Source organism: Flavobacterium sp. 9R (assembly GCF_902506345.1).
Lineage (GTDB): Bacteria > Bacteroidota > Bacteroidia > Flavobacteriales > Flavobacteriaceae > Flavobacterium.
Window position 1 is genome coordinate 1,243,316 of sequence record NZ_LR733413.1, and the last position, 23,140, is coordinate 1,266,455.

At 33.8% G+C, this 23,140-nt stretch carries 21 protein-coding genes; 6 read left to right on the forward strand and 15 right to left on the reverse strand.

The features are described 5' to 3' along the window. Positions 1–214 precede the first annotated feature (214 nt). The 3 genes from FLAVO9AF_RS05555 (at position 215) to FLAVO9AF_RS15760 (ending at position 4,438) form a co-directional block, all read left to right on the forward strand. Positions 215–757 (forward strand): hypothetical protein, encoded by a 543-nt coding sequence (locus FLAVO9AF_RS05555; RefSeq protein WP_159685512.1) that lies wholly within the window; start codon positions 215–217, stop codon positions 755–757. Between the two features lie 49 nt (positions 758–806). Continuing rightward, positions 807–4,250, forward strand: a 3,444-nt coding sequence (locus FLAVO9AF_RS05560) for a VWA domain-containing protein (RefSeq protein WP_236552281.1), incomplete at its 3' end; no start/stop codon positions are given. An 8-nt stretch (positions 4,251–4,258) separates the two neighbouring features. Continuing rightward, entirely contained in the window at positions 4,259–4,438 is a 180-nt protein-coding gene (locus FLAVO9AF_RS15760; RefSeq protein ID WP_370516464.1) for an IS3 family transposase, read from the forward strand. Between the two features lie 57 nt (positions 4,439–4,495). Here the strand turns inward: FLAVO9AF_RS15760 and FLAVO9AF_RS05570 are convergent, their stop codons facing one another. The 6 genes from FLAVO9AF_RS05570 to FLAVO9AF_RS05595 all read right to left on the reverse strand — a co-directional run bounded on the left by FLAVO9AF_RS05570 (position 4,496) and on the right by FLAVO9AF_RS05595 (position 12,710). Continuing rightward, on the reverse strand, positions 4,496–6,454 hold the full coding sequence (locus tag FLAVO9AF_RS05570) for a DUF349 domain-containing protein (protein WP_159685516.1): 1,959 nt from the start codon (positions 6,452–6,454) through the stop codon (positions 4,496–4,498). A 140-nt stretch (positions 6,455–6,594) separates the two neighbouring features. Next, positions 6,595–7,353: a lipid A phosphoethanolamine transferase gene (locus tag FLAVO9AF_RS05575; RefSeq protein WP_159685518.1), complete on the reverse strand. Its 759-nt coding sequence runs from the start codon at positions 7,351–7,353 to the stop codon at positions 6,595–6,597. Between the two features lie 155 nt (positions 7,354–7,508). Further along, positions 7,509–8,258: a shikimate dehydrogenase gene (locus tag FLAVO9AF_RS05580; protein WP_159685520.1), complete on the reverse strand. Its 750-nt coding sequence runs from the start codon at positions 8,256–8,258 to the stop codon at positions 7,509–7,511. Between the two features lie 2 nt (positions 8,259–8,260). Beyond that, positions 8,261–9,655 (reverse strand): tetratricopeptide repeat protein, encoded by a 1,395-nt coding sequence (locus tag FLAVO9AF_RS05585; protein WP_159685523.1) that lies wholly within the window; start codon positions 9,653–9,655, stop codon positions 8,261–8,263. A gap of 138 nt (positions 9,656–9,793) precedes the next feature. After that, positions 9,794–10,987 (reverse strand): aspartate aminotransferase family protein, encoded by a 1,194-nt coding sequence (locus FLAVO9AF_RS05590; RefSeq protein ID WP_159685525.1) that lies wholly within the window; start codon positions 10,985–10,987, stop codon positions 9,794–9,796. 79 nt (positions 10,988–11,066) lie between these two features. Further along, positions 11,067–12,710 carry an OstA-like protein gene (locus FLAVO9AF_RS05595; protein ID WP_159685528.1) on the reverse strand — a complete coding sequence of 548 codons (1,644 nt, stop codon included), beginning with the start codon at positions 12,708–12,710 and terminating at the stop codon, positions 11,067–11,069. 283 nt (positions 12,711–12,993) lie between these two features. On the opposite strand from FLAVO9AF_RS05595, the gene FLAVO9AF_RS05600 reads away from it, so the two are divergent. Continuing rightward, on the forward strand, positions 12,994–14,865 hold the full coding sequence (locus tag FLAVO9AF_RS05600; RefSeq protein ID WP_159685531.1) for an alpha-amylase family protein: 1,872 nt from the start codon (positions 12,994–12,996) through the stop codon (positions 14,863–14,865). Positions 14,866–14,965: 100 nt separating this feature from the next. On the opposite strand, the gene FLAVO9AF_RS05605 is transcribed toward FLAVO9AF_RS05600, so the two are convergent. The 7 genes from FLAVO9AF_RS05605 to rsfS all read right to left on the reverse strand — a co-directional run bounded on the left by FLAVO9AF_RS05605 (position 14,966) and on the right by rsfS (position 20,582). Continuing rightward, entirely contained in the window at positions 14,966–15,748 is a 783-nt protein-coding gene (locus tag FLAVO9AF_RS05605) for a superoxide dismutase (protein ID WP_159685533.1), read from the reverse strand. After that, complete coding sequence (locus FLAVO9AF_RS05610; protein WP_159685536.1) at positions 15,745–16,020, reverse strand: acyl-CoA-binding protein; 276 nt, start codon at positions 16,018–16,020, stop codon at positions 15,745–15,747. Before FLAVO9AF_RS05610 ends, FLAVO9AF_RS05605 begins: the two co-directional genes overlap by 4 nt. Further along, a complete protein-coding gene (locus tag FLAVO9AF_RS05615; protein ID WP_159685538.1) occupies positions 16,020–16,673 on the reverse strand; it encodes a phosphatidylserine decarboxylase family protein in 654 nt (217 codons plus the stop codon). Before FLAVO9AF_RS05615 ends, FLAVO9AF_RS05610 begins: the two co-directional genes overlap by 1 nt. Next, on the reverse strand, positions 16,663–17,553 hold the full coding sequence (locus FLAVO9AF_RS05620) for a phosphatidate cytidylyltransferase (protein WP_159685541.1): 891 nt from the start codon (positions 17,551–17,553) through the stop codon (positions 16,663–16,665). Before FLAVO9AF_RS05620 ends, FLAVO9AF_RS05615 begins: the two co-directional genes overlap by 11 nt. Positions 17,554–17,555: 2 nt before the next feature. Further along, positions 17,556–18,152: a lactate utilization protein B/C gene (locus tag FLAVO9AF_RS05625; protein WP_159685545.1), complete on the reverse strand. Its 597-nt coding sequence runs from the start codon at positions 18,150–18,152 to the stop codon at positions 17,556–17,558. A gap of 116 nt (positions 18,153–18,268) precedes the next feature. Beyond that, a complete protein-coding gene (ftsH, locus tag FLAVO9AF_RS05630; protein ID WP_159685548.1) occupies positions 18,269–20,194 on the reverse strand; it encodes an ATP-dependent zinc metalloprotease FtsH in 1,926 nt (641 codons plus the stop codon). Between the two features lie 16 nt (positions 20,195–20,210). Next, complete coding sequence (gene rsfS, locus FLAVO9AF_RS05635) at positions 20,211–20,582, reverse strand: ribosome silencing factor (protein ID WP_064714671.1); 372 nt, start codon at positions 20,580–20,582, stop codon at positions 20,211–20,213. A gap of 96 nt (positions 20,583–20,678) precedes the next feature. Here rsfS and FLAVO9AF_RS05640 point away from each other — a divergent pair, with 96 nt between their 5' ends. Then, the gene (locus FLAVO9AF_RS05640; protein ID WP_159685550.1) at positions 20,679–21,407 is read left to right on the forward strand and encodes a biotin--[acetyl-CoA-carboxylase] ligase; all 729 of its coding nucleotides are present in this window, start codon (positions 20,679–20,681) and stop codon (positions 21,405–21,407) included. Between the two features lie 52 nt (positions 21,408–21,459). On the opposite strand, the gene FLAVO9AF_RS05645 is transcribed toward FLAVO9AF_RS05640, so the two are convergent. Together FLAVO9AF_RS05645 and pyrE are read right to left on the reverse strand one after the other, a co-directional pair. Continuing rightward, positions 21,460–21,852, reverse strand: a complete 393-nt coding sequence (locus FLAVO9AF_RS05645; RefSeq protein WP_159685553.1) for an SRPBCC family protein — start codon at positions 21,850–21,852, stop codon at positions 21,460–21,462. A 27-nt stretch (positions 21,853–21,879) separates the two neighbouring features. Beyond that, the gene (gene pyrE, locus FLAVO9AF_RS05650; protein WP_159685556.1) at positions 21,880–22,521 is read right to left on the reverse strand and encodes an orotate phosphoribosyltransferase; all 642 of its coding nucleotides are present in this window, start codon (positions 22,519–22,521) and stop codon (positions 21,880–21,882) included. 7 nt (positions 22,522–22,528) lie between these two features. Between pyrE and FLAVO9AF_RS05655 the strand changes: the two genes are divergently transcribed. Next, positions 22,529–23,131: an NUDIX hydrolase gene (locus tag FLAVO9AF_RS05655; RefSeq protein WP_159685558.1), complete on the forward strand. Its 603-nt coding sequence runs from the start codon at positions 22,529–22,531 to the stop codon at positions 23,129–23,131. The last annotated feature ends 9 nt before the right edge of the window (positions 23,132–23,140 follow it).

Genomic DNA, 23,140 nt, shown 5'->3' on the forward strand with positions numbered 1-23,140 from the left:
GAATTCTAGATTTTTAACTCATTACAGGAATTTATACGTAGGAATTTAAATATGTAAAATTTAACAAGCGTTAAATAAACCAAAAAATATAACAAAAAAATGCTTTTTAACGAGTTTTTAGGTTATTGATAGAAAAAAAAAAGGGAATATTTTCTTTGTATCTAATTTTGAGGTAGTTAATAAAAATATAAATTGTTTCTTAAAATTATATGCAATGAAATTTAAAACTACTTCAAACGAAATACAGTTATTCTATTCCATTATCACTTCTCGACTAAACTTTACTATAAGCAGGAACTTAATAATTATTGCATTACTTATAGTAAGCACTACTTTTTCATATTCTCAAAGCTCTTGCAAGGCCAAATTACAAGTTGAAAAAAGCAGAAACTCCAGAAGCATAACTTCAGAAGGAACACAATACAAATTGGAATTAACAAATGACAATTTTAATAGTGCCAATTATACTTTGAAAGCTGTAAATATCAATGCTTCTTGTTCGAATAATGATGGAAGCTCCACTTCTGGCAATGTGAATTTAACCATTTTTTTTACGGATCTAGATTCAAATCCTATAACCGAGTTAAGTTTAAATCCGGGAGAGACAAAATCTTTTTTAGCTAAAATTGGATTACCCTCTGGCACTCCCTTCAATAAATGGAATTGCACTCAAATAATTGCAACATCTAATGATTGTTCAAGCTATTCTGTATCAACTATTCTTCATACGCTAGTTAGTGATCCTAACCAAGAGTAAAAAACTACACATCATTTCATACCAAAATAACACTATTAAATAGTTTAAGATGAAAAGACAACTATACCCTAACCAATTTATAAAAGAAATTAAAAAAACAATTTTATTAATTGTTTTTCTTTTAATGGCTGGATTTGTAAACTCACAAACAATTACACCAACAAAAACGGTTACTGTAAGACCTGGAGTATGTGGTAAAATTGATGTTGAGTTAAAATTGCAAGGTTCTAATCCAGTTGCAAGGCCAAATGAAGTTGTTCTAGTAATAGATGTTTCAGGAAGTATGGATGATGGTCCAACACCAGAACCACTAGATTATGCAAAGGATGCAGCTATAAGTTTCATTAATAATGTGTTTTTACCAGCAAATAATCCCACTGGAAAAAATAAAATCGCAATAGTAAAATATGGTAGCAGTGGTTCGTTAGTAAGAACTTTAACACTAGCTTCTGGCAAACAAACCTTAATTGATGATGTTAATGCATTAGTAGCTAACGGATCAACTAATATTGAAGATGGTATTAGAAAAGCGGATCAAGAGTTAACTGCAAAAGGTACTTTTGATTGTATTACATCAAGAAGTATTGTACTACTAACCGATGGTGTTGCAAACCAAAATGTTGCTAATGGAAGTAATTGTACAGGAGGTCAGCAAGGGACCTGTATTCAAGCTGCTATTACAGCAGCTAACGATGCTAAAACCACAGTTGTTTCAGGAATAACCTATAATAATCAAATTTTTGCCGTTGGTTTATTTGGTGCAATATCAGGAACAGATCAAACTAACGCGCAATATACTTTAAATAATATTCAAACTGCTGGTGCTTTTTTTACAGAAAACGCAGCGAACCTAACTGGAATTTATAACCAAATATCTACTCAACTTTCTTGGATCGCACAACAAATTGCTGGAACCCCATTTGCAACAGAGTCAGTTAGTAATGATTTTATAATAGGAGCTGTTACACCTTCAAAGGGAACAGCATCTGTCTCAGGTCAATCGATTTCATGGAACATCGACTTTTTGAATGTTGAGACAATCACCCTAAAATATGAACTTACACCAAAAGCAAATGTATGCGGAAGTAAAACTGTGAGTTCTTCATCTCTAAGTTATCGAAATACTAATTGTCAAAACTCAACTTTAAACATTTCAACATCCGCAACAAATATACCTTGTCCAATTATTACATTAGCTTCCCAAACAAATGTAAGCTGTTTTGGTACTTCTACTGGAGCAATAACATTAAATAATCCTACTGGAGGGACTGCTCCATACACTTATGATTGGAAAAAAGATGGAAATTCATATGCCACTACTCAAAACCTAACTGGACTAAGTTCTGGAACATATACGGTAATAGCTACTGATAAAAACGGTTGTAGTACAGCTGTTTTATCGGTATCAATCACCCAACCAACAGCTGCTTTGGCTTTGGCAGCTTCTTCTAAAACCGATGCTTCTTGTTTTGGAGCAAGCACTGGTTCTGTAACTGCGGGTGCTGTGACTGGTTCTGTGGGAACTGTAACCTATTCTTGGAAAAACGCTTCCAATACAGTAGTTGGTTCTACTGCTTCGGTTAATAATCTTCCAACTGGAACTTATACTGTAACTGTAACTGATTCTTGTTCTTCTCAATCTAATTCAGTAACTGTTGGACAACCAGCAGCGGCTTTAGCTTTAGCTACCTCTTCTAAAACAGATGCTTCTTGCTTTGGAGCTAGCACAGGTTCTGTAACTGCGGGTGCTGTGATTGGTGCCGTGGGAACTGTAACCTATTCTTGGAAAAACGCTTCCAATACAGTAGTTGGTTCAACTGCTTCGGTTAATAATCTTCCAGCTGGAACTTATACTGTAACTGTAACTGATTCTTGTTCTTCTCAATCTAATTCGGTAACTGTTGGACAACCAGCAGCGGCATTGGCTTTAGCTACCTCTTCTAAAACCGATGCTTCTTGCTTTGGAGCCAGCACTGGTTCTGTAACTGCAGGTGCTGTAACTGGAGCTGTGGGAACGGTAACCTATTCTTGGAAAAACGCTTCGAATACAGTAGTTGGTTCAACTGCTTCAGTAAATAATCTTCCAGCAGGAACTTATACTGTTACGGTTAGTGATTCTTGTTCTTCTCAATCTAATTCTGTAACTGTTGGACAACCTGAAGCGGCATTGGCTTTGGGTGCTTCTTCTAAAACAGATGCTTCTTGTTTTGGAGCAAGTACTGGTTCTGTAACTGCAGGTGCTGTAACTGGTGCCGTGGGAACGGTAACCTATTCTTGGAAAAACGCTTCTAATACAGTAGTTGATTCTACTGCTTCGGTAAACAATTTGCCAGCTGGAACTTATACTGTAACGGTTAGTGATTCTTGTTCTTCTCAATCTAATTCAGTAACTATTGGACAACCTGCAGCAGCTTTAGCTTTAGCAGCTTCTTCTAAAACGGATGCTTCTTGTTTTGGAGCTAGCACAGGTTCTGTAACTGCGGGAACTGTAACTGGCGCTGTGGGAACGGTAACCTATTCTTGGAAAAACGCTTCTAATACAGTAGTTGGTTCTACTGCTTCGGTAAACAATTTGCCAGCAGGAACTTATACCGTAACGGTTAGTGATTCTTGTTCTTCTCAATCTAATTCTGTAACCATTACACAACCTGAAGCGGCTATTGCTTGTTCCGTTGTTCAAGATACTGCCGTTACTGCAAATGGTCTTTCTGATGGTAAAGCTACCGTTACGCCTACTGGTGGAAATGGTGGGTATACTTTCCTTTGGGATAATAATGAAACTACCGCTACTGCAACTTCATTAAATGCTGGAGTACACACGGTAACAGTAACCGATAGCAAAGGGTGTCAAACTACTTGTTCGGTAACCATCACACAACCTGATGTATTCGCCTGCAGCGTGGTGCAAGTAGCTCCTGCTAAATGTTTTGGTGATAGCAATGCGCAAGCCACAGTAACACCTACTGGTGGAAACGGAGACTACACTTTCCTTTGGGATAATAATGAAACTACAGCTACTGCAACTTCTCTAAATGCTGGACTACACACAGTAACAGTAACTGATAAATTAGGGTACAAAACTACTTGTTCGGTAACCATTACGCAACCTGAAGCAGCTATTGCTTGTTCCGTTGTTCAAGATACTGCCGTTACTGCAAATGGTCTTTCTGATGGTAAAGCTACCGTTACCCCTACTGGTGGAAATGGTGGGTATACTTACCTTTGGGATAATAATGAAACTACCGCTACAGCCACTTCTTTAAATGCTGGAGTACACACGGTAACAGTAACCGATAGCAAAGGGTGTCAAACTACTTGTTCGGTAACCATCACACAACCTGATGTATTCGCCTGCAGCGTGGTGCAAGTAGCTCCTGCTAAATGTTTTGGTGATAGCAATGCGCAAGCCACAGTAACTCCTACTGGTGGAAACGGAGACTATACTTTCCTTTGGGATAATAATGAAACTACAGCTACTGCAACTTCTCTAAATNTGCAATTATTGAAAACTTCTTCGGAATATTAAAATCAGAATTGTTTTATCTAAAAAAATACACCTCAATAAAGCAATTAAAAATGGAAATCAAAGAATATATAAACTATTACAATAACGACAGAACCAAGTCCAATTTAAACAAAATGAGCCCGACTAAATATCGAGCTCATCATTATCAAAATTAATTATAAATTTGTCCAAACTTTTGGGTTCAGTCTATTAGATTGGGGATGTGATTTTTTTTATTGTTCTAAATTTAAGTTTCGCAGCTGATGTAGTTTTTCTTTCCAAACTTCTAAACTTTCTTTATGAATAGCAATATTTTTTCTAACCTCAAGCACTATTGAATTCTCTTTCTTAGCATTCTTGGTATTGGTGAAAAATTGAATGTTGTTTTCTAATTGAAAAATTTCGTTTTGAACTTCTTCAATTTTACGCATTAAGAATATCTTCTCGTTATCTAGTTTACGTACATCATTACTTTCGGATAAGTTTTCCATACGGTTAGAAAAACGCATCATATCGGTCTCCTTTTTGCTAAGGCTCAACTTGTCGAATAAGGCATCTAAAATTTTATTGAATTTGCCTTCGATATGTCTTCTTGGAAAAGGAACTTTACCAAAGTTTTTCCATGTTTCGATGTGTTTTTTTATAGCATCTAAATCCGTTTTGTGATCTCCAACAAGCTGGAATTCTTTTATAATCTCTAGATACGCTTTTTTGTTTTCAAAAGCGGCCATTTCTTCGGAGTTTTCCTCATTACGTTGCTCTTTTAGTTTAGCAAAATAATGATTGCAAGCTTCTTTGAATTCATTCCAAATTTTATCAGAATATTTTCTTGGAACATGACCAATTTGTTTCCATTCCTCCTGAATTTGTTTCATTATCGGAGTAGTGGTTGCAAAATCTTCACTTTCTTGTAGCTCTTTTGCTTTGGCAACTAAGGCTATTTTCTTGTTAAGATTTTCCGTTTGGTCTTTTTTGATGTCTTTGTAGAATGAATTTTTGAAGCTATTAAAATTTCTAACCGCTGTTTTAAATGCGGCCCAAGTAGCTTCATTTACATCTGAAGGGACTTTTCCAGCGCTAAAAAAAGCATTTCTTAAAGCTTCTACTTTTTCTATTTGCGTCAACCATTGAGCGTGAGCATTAACTTTTTCTGTAGCTAAATGTTCGATTTTTGCAATGATTTCTTTTTTTGCTGCTAAGTTTTCTAGCTCTGAGCCTCTTTGTTTTTCGAACAATTTTTCGCGCTTGTCATGCATTTGTTTAGTTAATTCACTAAACTTATTCCAGATTTCATCACGGTGTTCTTTAGAAACAGGTCCAATATCTTCTTTCCAGATTTTGTGTAAATCTTGCAATTCGCGGAAGGCTTTGTTTACATCTTCTTCGTGAATCAATTCTTCTACTCTTGCAATTATTTTGAGTTTTAAATCAAGATTATGTTTAAAATCAATATCTCTTGCTTCACGATCTAAATGCAAATAATCATAAAAGTTTTCTACGTGAAAATGGTAATTGTTCCAAACGTGATTGTATTTGTCTTTAGGAATTGGCCCTGCATTTTTCCAACGCTCTCTCAAGTCGTTAAAATGTTTTAGGGTGTCTTTGATATTGGCTTGAGGATCAATTAAATTTCTCAATTCTTCAACTATGGCTAATCTTGTTTCTAGGTTGCCTTTTAAACTGGTTTGAAGACTCTTAAAATGAGTGTTTTTATTTTCTTTATAGAGGGTGTAATACTGATCAAACTTGCTTTTTAAAGGGAAATGATATTCAAAAGTTTCGTTTGGATCTGTATTTTCTGCTTGGAATTCTTCTTTTTTCTCTTCTAAAAGATGATGATATTTAGCCAAGAACGCTTTTTTTATTTCCTCAACATGTTCTTTAATAGACATTACTTTTTCAGTAGTGACTAATTGTTTTAGTTCATTCACAAGCGTTTCCATATCCAATGCTTCATAATCTAGCAAAGGAATATCGTGACGCTCTTTTAGCGTTTCATCTTCGCTTTCTTCTGCATTGGTATTAGCAATGGCATCCAAAATAGTTTGATTCTCAGTATTGGAATCTTCTGAACTTGATGCAGGAATTGAATCACTATCAATAGGATTTTCAATAGTGTTTTGGTTATCAATAGATTCTGATAATTGGCTTCCATCTGCATCGGGCAGGTTATCATGCTTTTCTTCTAACATTTTATGAAATGTTTAAGGTTAATTTTTAAGAATGCGAAAGGTACTAAAGGATTGGCTAATTGCAAAATTTTTCCTTAGTTTATAGCGATTATCCTTTAAAAAAAGTATCTCTTTTTGTGATATTTTTATTGAAAATTACTTTAGTATAAAATAACGACTCCAAGTTCTATTCCGTAATTATAAGATTTTTGACCTCCAAAGGCTACACTTGGATGAATATAAAATAAAGAATCAGGTGTAAGTTTTCTGCCGAATTCTACAAATGCACTATTTTGAAAACCTTGTCTTGTTTCGTTATAACGAAAAGCAACGTTTGAACTGATCCAGTTTTTGGCAAAAGAATAGACTAAAGTACTCTCAAGTACAGTTGTTCGAATATCAGCTCTATTTTTTGAACCTGCAAAGCTAAATTGATACTCTAAATCTGAAATCAACAACAGCTTTTTGTTAGTATCGATGTAGGTTCCATAAAAAACGGCTGGTGAAATCACCCATTTTCCCGAACCAAAGTTAGGGTTGTTGGCAGAATTTGAAGTAATTTTTAATCGGGTTGCTATACCTGATTTTTTTGTTAAATAGGGTATAAATGAAGTGGCTAAACTGAGGTCGCCAAGTCCAGACTTATTGATAGTATTTGAATTCGTAGAGATCAAAGGAGCATCAAAACGAATAGTCCAAGCGCGATTTCCAATGGGCTTTAAAATCCTAAAGTTGGTGGTATTAAATGATCCATTTTTCGTATCTAAATACTCATTAAACAAAACGATAGTTTCTTTAAAATAAGTAAACCTCGCTTCAGAAAAAGGGTTTTGTTCACTTCGAATCGTTTTCTTGTCTTGAGCATTTACAATTCCCCAATGGGATAGTATAAAACACAAAAGTAGCAACAGCTTTCTCATAAAAAGATGAATTTATGTTAAGCTAATTTAGTAAATATATTGATTGTTAGATGGTTGTGTTGATTTTTTGAATGTTTTTATGGAAATTTTTTTATAAAATAAAAAAAAACACCAAATGAATTCACTTGATGTTTTGTTATGAAGAATGGAAGATTTTATTTATTCCAAATTCGCCAAGCTTTTTCGGCTTGTAGAATAAGCATTTCTAATCCATTTTTGGTTTGTGCTCCACGTTTTTTGGCTTTCTTTAGAAAAACAGTTTCTGCTGGATTATAAATCAAATCATATGCAATATGTTTTTCGGTAAAGAATGCATAGGGAATATCAGGAAAATTATCTGTATTAGGGCTTGTTCCTAGTGGAGTTGTGTTGATGATAATCGTGTGGTTTTCAAACACGGTTTCATTCAATAAATCGTAACGAATGGTTTTTTCTTTGTTTTCTCTAGAAACAAAAGTATACAAAATTCCTAATTCATCTAAGGCAAAAGCAACGCCTTTTGCTGCGCCGCCTGTACCCAAAATCAGCGCTTTTGTGTGATGGGGTTGTAAAAGTGGTTCTAATGATTTTTTGAATCCGTAATAGTCGGTATTATATCCTTTTAGTTTTCCTTTTTTTGTGAATTTTATAGTGTTCACTGCTCCAATTGAAGTAGCTTTTTTTGATAATTTATCCAAAAAAGGCAATATCGCTTCTTTGTAAGGAATAGTAACGTTCAACCCTTTTAAATCGGGATTGTTTTTGATTAATTCGGTAAAATAATTGATGTCTTGGATGTCAAAATTTTCATAAGTATAGCCCTCAAAAATAGGGTCTTTGAATTTTTCTGTAAAATGACCTTTAGAAAACGAATAGCTAATATTGCGTCCGAGTAATCCAAAACGCATTTTAAGTGAATCAATCATTATTATTTTTTATGTTTTGCAATATAGTTTTGAACCATTTTTCGGTTCCAAACAACTGGGAATAAGTCTTCTATTAAAATATAATTATCAAAATTGAGTCGCAAAGCATTACTTAGGTGCAATTTTCCTTTGGTTTCCTCTTGTATCATTATGTATAAACCAGCTAATCGATATTCGACTTCATTTTCATCAGGGAAAAATTCTGCTGCTTGTAGTAAAGTTTGTATCGCAGTATCAAACTCTCCTAAAAATTGTAAAATATCAACCCAAAACAACCAAGTATCTAATTGATAGTCACCATATTCAACTGCTTTACGGTATCCAAATTCTGCTTCTTCATAGAAGTTCATTTGTTTATTGATAGTGGCATAGCGTTTCCAGTACAAACGATTTTGATTGTCAATTGCCAAAGCTTTATTTACAAAAAACAGCGCTTTTTGGAAGTTTTTTTGACGCATATAAAAATCAGTAATAGCTATCCAACCTTTATCTAAAAGGGGGTCTTCGTGTACTGTTTGGTTAAAGAATTTAAGCGCCAATGCTTTATTACCTAATTTTTCGTGGCATTTTCCAATACGAAGCAAAGCATAGGAAGTAGCGTCGTCTAGTTCTATAGTTCGACTGTAGCTTATGATGGCTTCTTCGTATTGTTTCAAGCGCTCTAAAGCCTTTGCTTTTTCCATAAAAGCACCTAAAAACTCTTCGTCGATTAGGGTAGCATAATCAAAAGCTCGAATGGCATTTTCGTATTCTTTAACGCTATAATGCAAACGGCCTAATTGATGCCATGCAATTTCGCTGTAAGGATTTTTGTCAATGTATTTTATTAAATAAGCTATTGCTTCTTGATTTTGGTCTAAAAATTCAAAGCAATAAACTACATTGTACAAAGCAGATTGGTCTTCGATATCTTCTTCTAAACATTGTATGAAACTTTGTTTGGCTAATTCTAAATTGTCCATAAACAAATACTCCATACCGATTAAGTTGTAAACATCTGCATAATCGTCAGTATATTTTAAAGCGATTTTGAGTTGTTCAACAGCTTTTTCATGCTGGTCTCTTTTGGACCAAATATTGGCTTTTTGGATATATATTTCTTCGTTTGTGGGCTCAATTGCATACAATTCGTTGAGCATTTTTTCGGCAAGGTCTAATTTGTCATCGTACACCAACATTTCAACTTGAACTAGTTTAAGTCCAGTAGATTTTGGATGTTGGTCCAATGCTAGTTTTAAGGCTTTCTTTGCCAAGTTAGCTTTTCCAATATCAAGGTAATGAAGGATAATTTCTTCGAATTCCTCGGAGTCAAAAAAGAACACTTTGTTGGTTTTCAACATCGACTCAAATTTGGATAAAGACAAGCTGTAGTCTTCTTCTTCGTTGCTTAATTGCATACTTAATTTATTTTGAGTTTGCCTAATTTAAAATTAGGTAACCTTAGTGTTAGTGTGAGGTTTTTTTGAAATTGTTGTGAACAATTTAATTAACAAGCCTTTTTTGTTTTCTAGACCTGTTTCGGTATCCATTTGAAGCTATATGTTTTTGCTAAATGCTACTTCATTCATAACCTCAAGAATGATGGCACAACCTTCTCTAATTTCGTCTTCTGAAATAGTTAGCGGAGGTGTTATTCGTATAGCGCAGCCTTCAAAAAGTAACCAAAATAGAATTAATCCTCTGTCTTGACACTTTAAGATTACTTCGTTGGTGATTTCGGCGTGTTCCGTCATTGCCGCAAGCATTAATCCTTTTCCTCTGATTTCTTTTATCAAAGGATGTACCAAAAGACTTCTAAACAGTTTTTCTTTTTCTAAAGCGTCTGTCATAAGATTTGTCTCGGTAATTTCCTGCAAGGTGGCCAAACTAGCTGCCGCAATGACAGGGTGACCTCCAAAGGTGGTGATATGTCCTAATTTTGGATCATGACTCAATAAATCCATCATTTCTGGTGCTGCTGTAAATGCGCCAACAGGCATTCCTCCGCCCATACCTTTTCCCATAACTACAATATCAGGAACTACGTCGTAGTTTTGAAAGCCAAATAATTTGCCTGTTCTTCCAAATCCAGGTTGAATTTCATCAACAATCATCATGGCACCAACTTCTGTGCAACGTTGTCTTACTTTTTTTAGAAAATCATTTTCTGGTTGAATAAAACCAGCACCACCTTGAATGGTTTCAAGGATGATTCCTGCAGTTTTAGTAGTTATTTTTTCTAAATCGGCTTCGTTATTGAAGGTAATAAAATCCACATCTGGAATTAAAGGACGAAATACTTGCTTTCTTTCTTCGAAACCCATAACACTCATTGAGCCCATAGTGTTTCCGTGATAGGCATTGTGGCATGAGATTAATTGGCTTCTGCCGGTGGTTCTTCTTGCTAATTTTAAGGCACCTTCAATAGCTTCTGTACCAGAATTGACTAAATAGGTTTTCTTTAACGGTTCAGGTAATTGTTCAGCTAATAGTTTACAAAAAGCAACAGAAGGACTTTGAGAATACTCGCCATAAACCATAACATGCGAATATTTATCTAATTGATTTTTGATTGCATCGTTCACTCGCTTGTTTTGATGTCCCAAAGTACAAGCGGATACGCCAGCTACAAAATCTAAATATTTCTTATTATTTGTATCGTAAATGTAGGAGCCAATGGCATGCGAAACTTCCATTCCTAATGGGTAAGGTGAAGTCTGTGCTTGGTATTTGATGAAATCTGTATTCATTTTAATTCTAAGTTATTGCAATAAAGAGGATAAAATCTCTTTATTATTGATGTTTTTTGAATACTTAAATCTGCCTCAGCTATTTTTTTGTCTTTGCTGTAGGTTTCTTCTTGTCGTAATTCAATGTTTCTTTCCGGGGTTTTATAGGAACACCCGCTCGATCATTTGCTATCTTGGTTTGCTTAATGATTTTTTCATTATCGATGTTTTCTTCGGGAGGAAAAATGTCATCTTTGGATTTTATTCTTTCGTCTCCTCGCCAGACGAGCCCTTTTAGTTTTCTGCCATTTTCTGGAAGATCTTTTTCTGGAAAAATATCGCCATCTACATCTTTAAAGAAAGTGATGGTTTCAATGGCATTTTTATCAAAAATAATATTGATTTTACTACTCTTGTTTTTGTTGATTCCTATGAGTTCTTTGTCGTCATTCCGCATATAGTAAATGACTTCTGTGTTTTTTATAATATCGATATCGTGGAGTTTCCCATCTTTAAATTTCCCAAACAAATCCTGACCCTTTACTTGATTGAAACCAGTACCCAAGGTGTCTTTCGAGACAATAAACGTGTTATTGAGGACTTTTAAGGAATCTAATTTTTCTGTTTTTGAATCTCCAATTAAATGCATTATGTCGCCAGTAATTTGATTTTCTGCATTCCATAAAATCGGATTACCAATGAGTTTTGTCAATGCTATTTTGGTGCTAGAATGGATAGAATCGCATTTCCCGCTCATATCCGTTTTGTAAAAACGAACATTGTTGAAAGCTCTAATGATTCTATTGCCTTCTTTTCCTGTGACCATTAATTTTTTTCCGTGAATATAGACAGAGTCATTTTCTACAAAGTTAACCGCTACGGCACGTTTGGTCACAAACATAGAATCTTGCTTTTTGTAAACTTCTGCATAATGCCCTTTTACGATACCTCGATTGATAGAATCAGTTATTTTTACATTTCGCGTTGCGGATGCAAATTCTTTATTTCGGTCATAATATAAACTGTCTCCCCTGATTAATCGGTCGTCGTATTTGATATAGGATTTATTTAAAAAATGCGCTAAATTTTTCTTAGTGTCGTAAAATCCTTTTTCAGTGTAAATATAGTTGGCTTTGCTGGTAATAGTCGATGGACCCAGTAAATAGGAATGCCCAGAGTTACTATAATAATCCAAATGATTGGATTTGATAACATAAGTTGGGTTCGTAATTGTGACTGCCGTCAAGAATTGAAACTTCTTTTGTGTTACATAATACCTTCCAGATTTACTTTTGAGTGTGTTTTCTTTGTTGACAATCGTTCCGTTAGTATTATAAAATACTTCTTGTGTGTTGCGATCAAAATTAATGGTATCGGTAGCCAAAGTTGCGTCTGGTGAACTCATAACAGCATTTCCAGTTGCGAACGCTTTTTTTGCGTTGCCGCTATATTCCGCATATTTACTATTTAAGAAAAGTGTGTCTCCTTGAACCAACTGTACATTTCCAAAGGCTTTAATGTAATTTTCTTTTTCAAAGTAGTAGGCTTTGTTACAAGTCATAACTACACCATCATGAATCATTCGAACATTTCCTGTGAGTAAAGCTGCATCTGGAGCTTCAATTTGGTTAACAGCAAAAAAATCTGAATGTTCTACAACAATTTTTTTTGGAGCCTGAGCCAAGAGGTGAGGAGTAATGCTAATTATCAAACAAAAACGGATAATAAATACTAGTTTCTTCAATGGGAAAAATTTTTGTCAAATTTATAAAAAACCAATGGAGTATAGGTTTATTATGATTTATTTGTGTTTGTTAAAATTACTGTTAAAAACACCATCTTATTATACTTTAAATTACTAACATTTTTGTTTACTCTCACGTTGTAGTAGTATGAATTCAAGAAGGGTATTTCACAAGGATGTATTAAAATGGCATATTTTCAGGTCTTTTTTTGTAAATTTATAAATTCGAATAGTTATTTCTTCGTTTTTCATAATTATGAAGAAATAGTAAAATTTATCTATCATGATTAAAAAAATAGCCTTAATTTTCTTTGCAACTGCTCTATTGCTAGCAACAGGATGCAAAACAAAAGATGTAAAAATGAATTCAGAAAAAAAAGCAACTACAACGGAACACAAAAAGGTGGTGTATCAGGTATTTACTCGTTTATTTGGGAATACCAATACAACCAATAAACCTTGGGGTACAATTGAAGAAAATGGAGTAGGTAAATTCAATGATTTTACGGATAAAGCCTTGCATGAAATTAAAGATTTAGGAGTAACTCATATATGGTACACAGGAGTGCCACATCATGCTTTGGTTCGAGATTATACTTCTTATGGAATTTCAAATGACGATCCAGATGTAGTAAAGGGTAGAGCGGGATCACCTTATGCAGTTAAGGATTATTATAATGTAAATCCTGATTTGGCAGTCAATCCAGCGAATAGATTAGCCGAGTTTGAAGCATTGGTAGCAAGAACTCACAAAGCAGGAATGAAGGTAATTATTGATATTGTTCCTAACCATATTGCGCGTAAATATGAAGGAAAAAGCAATCCAAAAGGAGTTAAAGATTTTGGTGCCGATGACGATGTTAGCGTTGAATACAAAAGAGATAACAATTTTTATTACATTCCTAATACTCGTTTTGAAGTTCCAGATGCTCCGAAACCACTTAATGGTGAAAATCATCCATTGGCAGATGGAAAATTTGATGAATTTCCAGCAAAATGGACAGGAAACGGCTCAAGAATGGCAAAACCCGATAAGAATGATTGGTACGAAACGGTAAAAGTAAATTACGGTATTCGTCCTGATGGGGGAAAAGATTTTCCTGAACTTCCTGCAGGTTTTGACAAAAAAGATTATAAAGAACATTTTGCTTTTTGGGCAGATAAAAATGTACCAAATTCATGGGTAAAATTCAAGGATATTGCTTTGTATTGGACTGCAAAAGGTGTTGATGGCTTTCGTTACGATATGGCTGAGATGGTGCCTTACGAATTTTGGAGCTATATGAATTCAGCAATAAAAATGGCTAATCCAGATTCTTTTTTAATGGCAGAAGTATACAATCCAAGAGAATACAGAAATTATATTCATTTGGGTAAAATGGACTATTTGTATGACAAAGTTGAAACTTACGATAAATTAAAAGACGTAATTCAAGGTAGATCGTGGTCTGATGAAATTTCGGGAATTCAATATAATATGATGGATATCGAACATCATATGCTTCATTTCTTGGATAATCATGATGAACAACGTCTAGCTAGTCCTGAATTTGCGGGTAGTGGCGAAAGAGGAAAGCCTTTAATGGTTGTTTCAACTACATTGAGTTCTTCACCTACTATGATTTATTTCGGTCAAGAAGTAGGAGAGCCAGGTAAAGAAGACGCTGGTTTTGGAACGCATTCTAGAACATCTATTTTTGATTATATAGGAGTGCCCCATCATCAACGTTGGATGAATAATGGTAAATTTGATGGAGGTCAATTGTCTTCAAGTGAAAAAGAATTACGTGATTTTTATAAACGTCTTTTGAGTTTTTCTTTAAAAAGTTCAGCTTTGATGGGAGGGTATCAAGAAATTCAAGGCGCTAACAGAAATATAGTGCAAGGATATGATAAAGATTTATACACTTTTGCACGTTGGTCAAAAGAGGAGCAATTGATTGTAGTTGCTAACTTTTCTTCGACTATAGCCAGTAACTATGAGATGAGAGTTCCAGCCGATTTACTTGAAAAGTGGAATGTAAAAGATGGTACGTATACTCTTGTAGACCAATTGTATGGTAAATACAAAACAGAATTAAAAGTGACCAATGGAGAAGGTAGGGCTTCAATAGCCATCGCTCCGTCAGAATCTTTCATATTAAAATTGCAATAGAAAGTTAGTTTTGTTTCATAAAAAAATGCTCCTATTAGGAGCATTTTTTATGGAATTTAATTTGTAAACTCGAATAGATTTTTCGCTTACAACGTCTAATTTATTTTTTCTTAAAGGTTGCCTGATAATTTTCGTTGACTTTATTCCAATTAATCACATTAAAAAAGGCATCGATATAATTTTTTCGTTTGTATTGGTAATCTATATAATACGAATGCTCCCAGATATCTAAAGCTAAAATAGGTTTTCCGTGATAACCCACTACAGGAACTAAAGGCATCAATGGGTTGTCCTGATTTTGTGTACTAGTAATTTGGAGTTTTCCCTCGCGATCTACCACTAACCAAACCCAACCTGAACCAAAATGCTTTGAAGCAGTATTTTTAAATTGTGTTGTGAAATTTTCAAAAGAGCCAAAGTCTTTAGTAATGGCTCCTGCCAATGTATCTTTTGGAACACCACCCGCTTTTGGTCCCATTATTTTCCAAAAAAGACTGTGATTATAATACCCTCCTGCATTATTTCGCATATCTGCATTATTGATATCTAATTTGGTTAGAACTTCTTCAATAGTTAAGTTTTCCAAAGGAGTTCCTTTGATGGCTTTGTTTAAATTATTGGTATACGTTAAATAATGCTTTGAATAATGGAGTTCTAACGCTAAAGCCGAAATAGATGGTGATAAGGCATCATATTTATAGGGTAAAGCTTCTACTTGAAAAGAACCATCGTCCGCTTTTACATCTTCTGGATTGCCTATGGTGATTTTTTGTTCTGCAGCAGGAAGAGGGACTTCAACTACTTCAATTAATTCTTTTTTATTACAGCTAGTCAACAAAAAAACGAATAAAAAAGAAGGTATTAAAAAGAAAGGTTTTCTCATGATTCACTATTTTTTAATAATTCGTTTACGGTTTCTATGTAAAGCGTTTTGGCTTCTTCTTGGGTTAAATGACTTATCTGAATCCAAGCATTTGTTTTAAATGCATTTCTTAAATCAAAATTATCATTTCTGTTGTAATTAGAAGTTCCAAAAGTAGCTTGTTTGTAATAGGCATACAAACGCAACATTACATCTGGAGGTAATGGTTGTGTCATATTAGAAGCTTTGTCAAATGCTTCTTGAAATTGTATGTCTAGCTCGTCGTTGGTCATTATGCCTTTGTTGCAATAATAGTTTTACCGCCTATAGCTTTTTGATTTAAAACTACATTAACTGGTGTACCCAAAGGTAAAAATAAATCTACTCTTGAGCCAAATTTTATAAAACCGGCATCAGTTCCTTGAACGACTTGCATGCCTTCTTGCGCATAATTAACAATTCGTCTAGCTAAGGCTCCAGCAATTTGACGGTATAAAACTGCGCCAAAAGTATTGTTCTCAACAACAACTGTAGTTCTTTCGTTTTCTTCACTTGCTTTTGGATGCCAAGCTACAAGAAATTTCCCAGGATGGTATTTGCTGAATTTTACGATACCACTTAAACCATATCTAGTAACATGTACATTGATAGGAGACATAAAAATTGAAATTTGCAAACGTTTGTCTTTGAAATATTCTCCTTCGTAAACTTCTTCAATTACAACTACTTTACCATCAACAGGTGCAAGAATTTGATTCTCATTTAAAATTACGGTACGTTTTGGATTTCTAAAAAACTGCAAAATGATAATTAGAAAAACCAAAGTTGCAATTTGTATGGTCATTTTAATCCAATTTGTAGAAATTAAATAATCAGATAATAACAAGACAACTGCTGTAAAAGTAGTTCCTAATAAAATGCTTGGGGTTCCTTCTTTATGAAACATAATTTAAAATTTGGTAAAATAAAAATATAATCGGCGCTACAAATATAACACTATCTAGTCGATCTAGAATGCCTCCGTGTCCGGGCATAATACTTCCGCTGTCTTTTACTTCGGCAATTCGTTTGAATTTAGATTCAATTAAATCTCCAATTGTTCCCATTATACCAACGATTAAAGCAATAAAAGTCCAAATTAAAATTGATTTTTGGCTAAATTCAGGTTTGGGTTCTATGTATAATTTTGAAATTAAATATCCTGCAAAAACTGCAAAAACAATTCCGCCAAGGAATCCTTCTATAGTTTTTTTGGGTGAAATTCTTTCAAATAATTTGTGTTTTCCCATCGACTTTCCAACGATGTATGCGAAAGTATCGTTGGTCCAAATCAATATGAATAAACCAATAATGATTTTTGGATTATAATCATTTATACCAAACGAAATTTTAGTTATAAAAATAAAAGGTAAGGTAATGTAGCCAAGTAGGTATAAGTATTTGGACGAAGTACTTACTTTTTGAACTGAATCATAAAATAAAAACAATATGCATTTGATAGATACAACAATTGTTACAGCCAATAATGCTAAATCTAATTTCTGAATATTTATTTCAAGATTTATTTGAGTTTGAAAAGCTCTATTTATAAATGCTGTGGTTTCGGTAGCATAATGACTTACCAAGGTTACAAACGAGTAGAGTAGCGTTCCTAATACAATAGGCAACGCAGCTTTCATTTGAACCAAATTGCAAAATTCATATAAGGCAATGATCAAAAAAACACCAAATAGTATAAAAAAACTTTCAGTAGAATAAAGAATTGAAGCGAGTAATAAAGTTATATATACCGCTCCAGATAAGGATCGTTTAAGCGTTTCATTCATTATTATAGATCCTCTAGTAGTATAAGGTATAAATTTTTAGCAGCACTTCCATACTGAGTAAAATCTTCTTCTTGTGCTTTTTCGAAATATTTTATGGTTGTAATATTACTAGGATATTCTTTTTTGTACTTGTTTTTGATTGCACTAAGAATTTCGCTTTTGCCAGAGATGATTTGACTTGTGTGAGCAATAATTACCATGTTTACAGGTAATTCATTTGGTTTTTTTTGCTTGATTTGGTTTGAAGAAAACGAAATAGATCCTTCGTCAGAAACTAAGTTTTCACAAGTAGCTAATAAAAATTTAGGGTTTTGAGGTTTGTCAAAGAAAATGTTATTTTCTTTAAGCATAGGAAATAAGGTTGGTTCAAAACAAAGTGCTTCACTTTCGAACCAATCATTTTCTTCCAATATATTCTCGAATTGTTCTTTTACCTCGTTTAATGAATCGCAATATAGAAATTTACCACCGTTTCTTTTAAAATTAAAGATGAACTGTTCATCAACAGGGACGTTTTGATCAAAAGAGGTTTTATTGATCTCTTTATCTTCATCTGAATTTGTTTGACCAGAACTAAAAAATTTTCTGAAAAGACTCATATTGGGTTACTATTCTTAATAATCTATTGGAAATCGGTCAAAGATAAAAAAATCTTAATTCAAAAGTTGATTTTGAATTAAGATTTTAAAAAAAAGCTGATTTATGTCTTCGTTTTCTATGAAACGGTTTCTTCTAGATTTTGATCGAAAGAACGTTTTCCAAAAATTGTTTCTAAGTCATCTTTGAAAATCACTTCTTTTTCAATTAGAATATCTGCTAATTGGTTGAGTTTGTCTTTGTTTTCTTCTAATATTTTGATAGCTCTTTGGTATTGCCCTTCAATTAATTCAGAAATTTCAGTGTCAATAATTTTAGCGGTATCATCAGAATAAGGTTTTGAGAACCCGTACTCATTTTGACCTGTAGAATCGTAATAGGTTACGTTACCTATCTTATCATTCAATCCATATATAGTTACCATTGCTCTAGCTTGGCGAGTTACTTTTTCTAAGTCACTCAATGCTCCAGTCGATATTCTATCAAAGGTTACTTTCTCAGCAGCTCTACCACCCATAGTTGCACACATTTCGTCTAACATTTGGTCTGTTCTAACGATTTGTCTTTCTTCTGGCAAATACCAAGCAGCTCCTAAACTTTGACCACGAGGTACGATTGTTACCTTAATTAGTGGAGCTGCGTGTTCAAGCATCCAGCTAACCGTTGCGTGACCCGCTTCGTGTATCGCAATTGCTCGTTTTTCATCTGGAGTGATGATTTTGTTTTTCTTTTCTAAACCACCAATGATTCTATCTACAGCATCTAAAAAGTCTTGACGGTCTACCGCTGTTTTATTGTTACGTGCTGCAATAAGTGCCGCTTCGTTACAAACATTAGCAATATCAGCACCAGAGAAACCAGGAGTTTGTTTAGCTAAGAAGTCTAAATCTAATCCTTCTACCTTTTTAATTGGAGCTAAGTGAACGGCAAAGATTTCTGCTCTTTCACGGATATCTGGTAAATCAACAAAAATTTGTCTATCAAAACGCCCTGCACGCATCAAGGCTTTGTCTAATACATCAGCTCTGTTAGTAGCTGCCAAAACAATTACATTTGAATTGGTTCCAAAACCATCCATTTCTGTTAAAAGTTGGTTCAATGTATTTTCACGTTCGTCGTTTCCGCCAGACATATTGCTTTTTCCTCTAGCTCTACCAACTGCGTCAATCTCGTCAATAAAAATAATTGCAGGTGATTTTTCTTTGGCTTGTTTGAATAAATCACGTACACGTGAAGCACCTACACCTACAAACATTTCCACAAAATCAGAACCTGATAAGGAGAAGAAAGGTACTTGAGCTTCGCCTGCAACAGCTTTAGCCAAAAGAGTTTTTCCTGTTCCTGGAGGTCCTACTAATAAAGCTCCTTTTGGAATTTTACCTCCTAGATTGGTGTATTTTTCTGGGTTTTTTAAGAATTCAACGATTTCTTGAATTTCTTCTTTTGCTCCTTCTAAACCAGCAACATCTTTAAATGTGGTTTTGATATCTGTTTTTTCATCGAATAATTTAGCTTTAGATTTTCCGATATTGAAAATCTGTCCACCACCTCCAGCTCCTCCGCCAGACATTTTTCGCATAATGAAAATCCATACTCCAATAATTATGATGATAGGGAGTAGGCTAATCAAAATATCCGACCAATTGTTTTTCTGTAAAAAGTTAAAGTCTTTTAGCTTTCCTTCTTTAACGGCTTTTTCTAATTTGGTTTGGAAAATTTGGTCATTACCAATTTCTAAAGTATAATGTGGTCCTTTGTTAGGTCTGTCAAATACATCTTTAGATACTTTTTGATGAGTAGCTTCTTTCAAAGCAGCAGCATTCAAGAATACTTCTGCTTCAGATTTGTTGTAAACGATAACTTTTTCTATTTGACCTTTTTCTAAATAATCATTGAATTTAGAAGATGTCAATTGTGAGGCTTCTTGTAAGCTAGAACCTCCAGTTGCAAAGTTTATTAATAGAAAAATGATAAGTATCGCCGCGTAAATTAACCAAGGACTTATTTTAAATTTATTGGAATTTGGATTATTCTCTTTAGCCATTAGACGTTAAGTTTCTTTAGTATTTATTTTCGATAGTTGTTATTTTGGCATCTCCCCAAAGACTTTCAATATTGTAGTACTCGCGAATGTGCTTTTGAAATACGTGAACAACAATATTCACATAATCCATCAATACCCATTCTGCATTGTCAGTTCCTTCAACATGCCAAGGTTTATCTTTAAGTTCTTTGGATACTGTTTTTTGAATTGAATTGACAATTGCGTTTACTTGTGTATTAGAAGTACCGTTGCAAATTATGAAATAATCACATACGGCAGTGTCAATTTCTCTTAAATCAAGAATATCAATATCATTTCCTTTTACCTCTTCGATTCCTTTGATGATGTTTGCTAGTAAAACATCATTATTAATAGTCTTTTTCGCCATGAATTATTTTTAATATAAGTTTGTAAAGTTACCATTTTTTGTGATTATTTTTGAACCTTAACATAATATTAAATTATGTTTTTTAAAAAATAGTAAATGAAGTTAATCAAACTCGATGCCATAGATTCTACAAATGATTTCCTTAAAGGTATTTCTGTTCTTCCTGAAACGGTTAATTTTACTGTAGTTACCGCTGAAACCCAAACCAAAGGGAAAGGCCAAATGGGGCAAAAATGGGAGTCTGAGACAGGTAGAAATTTGATAATGAGTGTTTTGCTAAAAGATGTTTTTAAGGATATTAATGAGTTGTTTCATTTGAATATTGTCTTTTCTTTAGCAGTTATTGATGCCTTAAATAGCTATAAGGTTCCTGAATTAAGTATCAAATGGCCAAACGACATAATGTCATACAATAAAAAAATTGGTGGCATTTTGATTGAAAACAGTATTAAAAGCGACGGAAGCATAGAGTCCATTATTGGTTTAGGGCTAAATGTCAATCAAACCAATTTTATTGATTTACCCAAGGCCACATCATTATCTTTAGTTTGCGAGGTCGAATTCGATAGGGAATTGTTGTTGCAATTGATTGTTGATACTTTTAAACAAAAAATTGTGTATTGGAAGGAATATGAAATTCAGTTTTGGAAGGATTATACTCATTTACTTTTTAAAAAGGGGATTCCTATGCCTTTTGCAGATGAAAATGAGTCTCATTTTATGGGGATTATTCAAGGAGTTTCTGATATAGGAAAGTTAAAAGTGCTTTTGGAAGACGATACTATTGCAGAATTTGATATAAAAGAAATACAGATGTTGTATTAAAAAAAAAGGCAAAAATTAATTTTTGCCTTTTTTTTAGTCTTTTAAATATGATTTACAATTTGGTCATATTTGTAGCTAAGGTTTCTATGAATTTACCAATAGGTCCTTTAATCATCATAGCCATCATTGGGTTGAATTCGCCGACAAAATCCAGTTTTACTTCGCTGTTGTTGTCAGAAACGGCATCAATCGAAGCGGTAAGTGTAAAAGGTAGTTTGTCACTAGCTGCGCCAAGAACTACTTTGTTTGGAGCAACTTTTTCTTTCATTTTTAGTTTGATTTCAGGCATTCCTTTTAATCCAAAAATAAAAGCGTCATCGCCAATTACTTCAAATTTTGCAATGTTATCAGGCATTAATTTTTCAAAGTTTCTGACATCTGTCAATAAATCAAAAAGTTCTTGAGCAGATTTTGATACAGCAACTTTTGGGCTTTCTAAATTCATTATTTTATCTATTAAATTGTATTATTTTTAGACACCCCATGTTGATGGTGATGCATTCCATTCTCTTAATGTGCTTTCCTCTTTTTCTGTAATGTATTGCTTGGCCACAGCTAAGTTGAGTAAGTTTTGATAATTACTCAAGGTATACAAGTCTAAATTGGCTTTTTTGAAATTTTCTTCCGAAACATCAAATCCATAAGTAAATATGGCTGCCATACCTTTTACTACAGCTCCAGCTTCTTTTAGTGCTTCAAAGGCTTGTAAACTACTTCCGCCAGTACTTATGAGGTCTTCCACAATAACTACATTTTGTCCTTTTTGTAAAAAGCCTTCAATTTGGTTTTGTCTACCGTGTTTTTTTGGCTCAGGACGAACATATACGAATGGAAGTCCCATACTTTCAGCAACAAGCATTCCAATGCCTATGGCACCTGTAGCAACACCAGCAATAACATCTGGTTTCCCAAATTGTTTTTCGATGTGTTTAGAAAATTCGTCTCTCACATAATTTCTTATCACTGGAAATGAAAGAATTAGACGATTATCACAATAAATAGGAGATTTCCAGCCAGAAGCCCACGTAAAAGGATTTCCGGGATTCAATTTAATTGCATTTATTTGCAAAAGCAATTCGGCTGTTTTTTCGGCAGTATCTTTATTAAAAATCATAATACAAATGTATAAAGTTTTTGTTAACGACAAACCACTTTTTTTGACAAATCAAATCTCTAAAGAGACAGATTTTGAATTATTTCTGCTAGATAGTATTGATGTAGAGCGAATTATAGTTAAAATTTTTCAAAATAAAATCCAGAAAGCCTATTTGTATCACCCTGATGAAAGGGAAATTATGAAAACATTGAAGGCAAAAATACCAGTTTGTAAAGCTGGAGGTGGATTGGTTTATAATAAAAAAGGGGAAGTCTTGTTTATTTTTAGAAATGGGAAATGGGATTTGCCTAAAGGCGGAATAGAAAAAGGAGAGGAGATTGAAGTTACCGCAAAGCGTGAGGTTGAAGAAGAAACGGGTGTCAATAAATTAGAAATCGTAAAGAAGTTACAAAAAACTTATCATGTTTTTAAGCGAAATGGCAAATACAAACTCAAAGTGACCCATTGGTTTGAAATGCAGTCTAAGTTTGAGGGAACACCACAAGGACAACTAGAGGAGGGTATTGAAAAAGTAGCCTGGTTGAATCCTGAAGAAATCAAAGAGGCCTTAAAAAATTCCTATGAAAATATAAAATTGTTATTTGAAGAAGAAAAGCTCCTAAAATAGGAGCTTTTT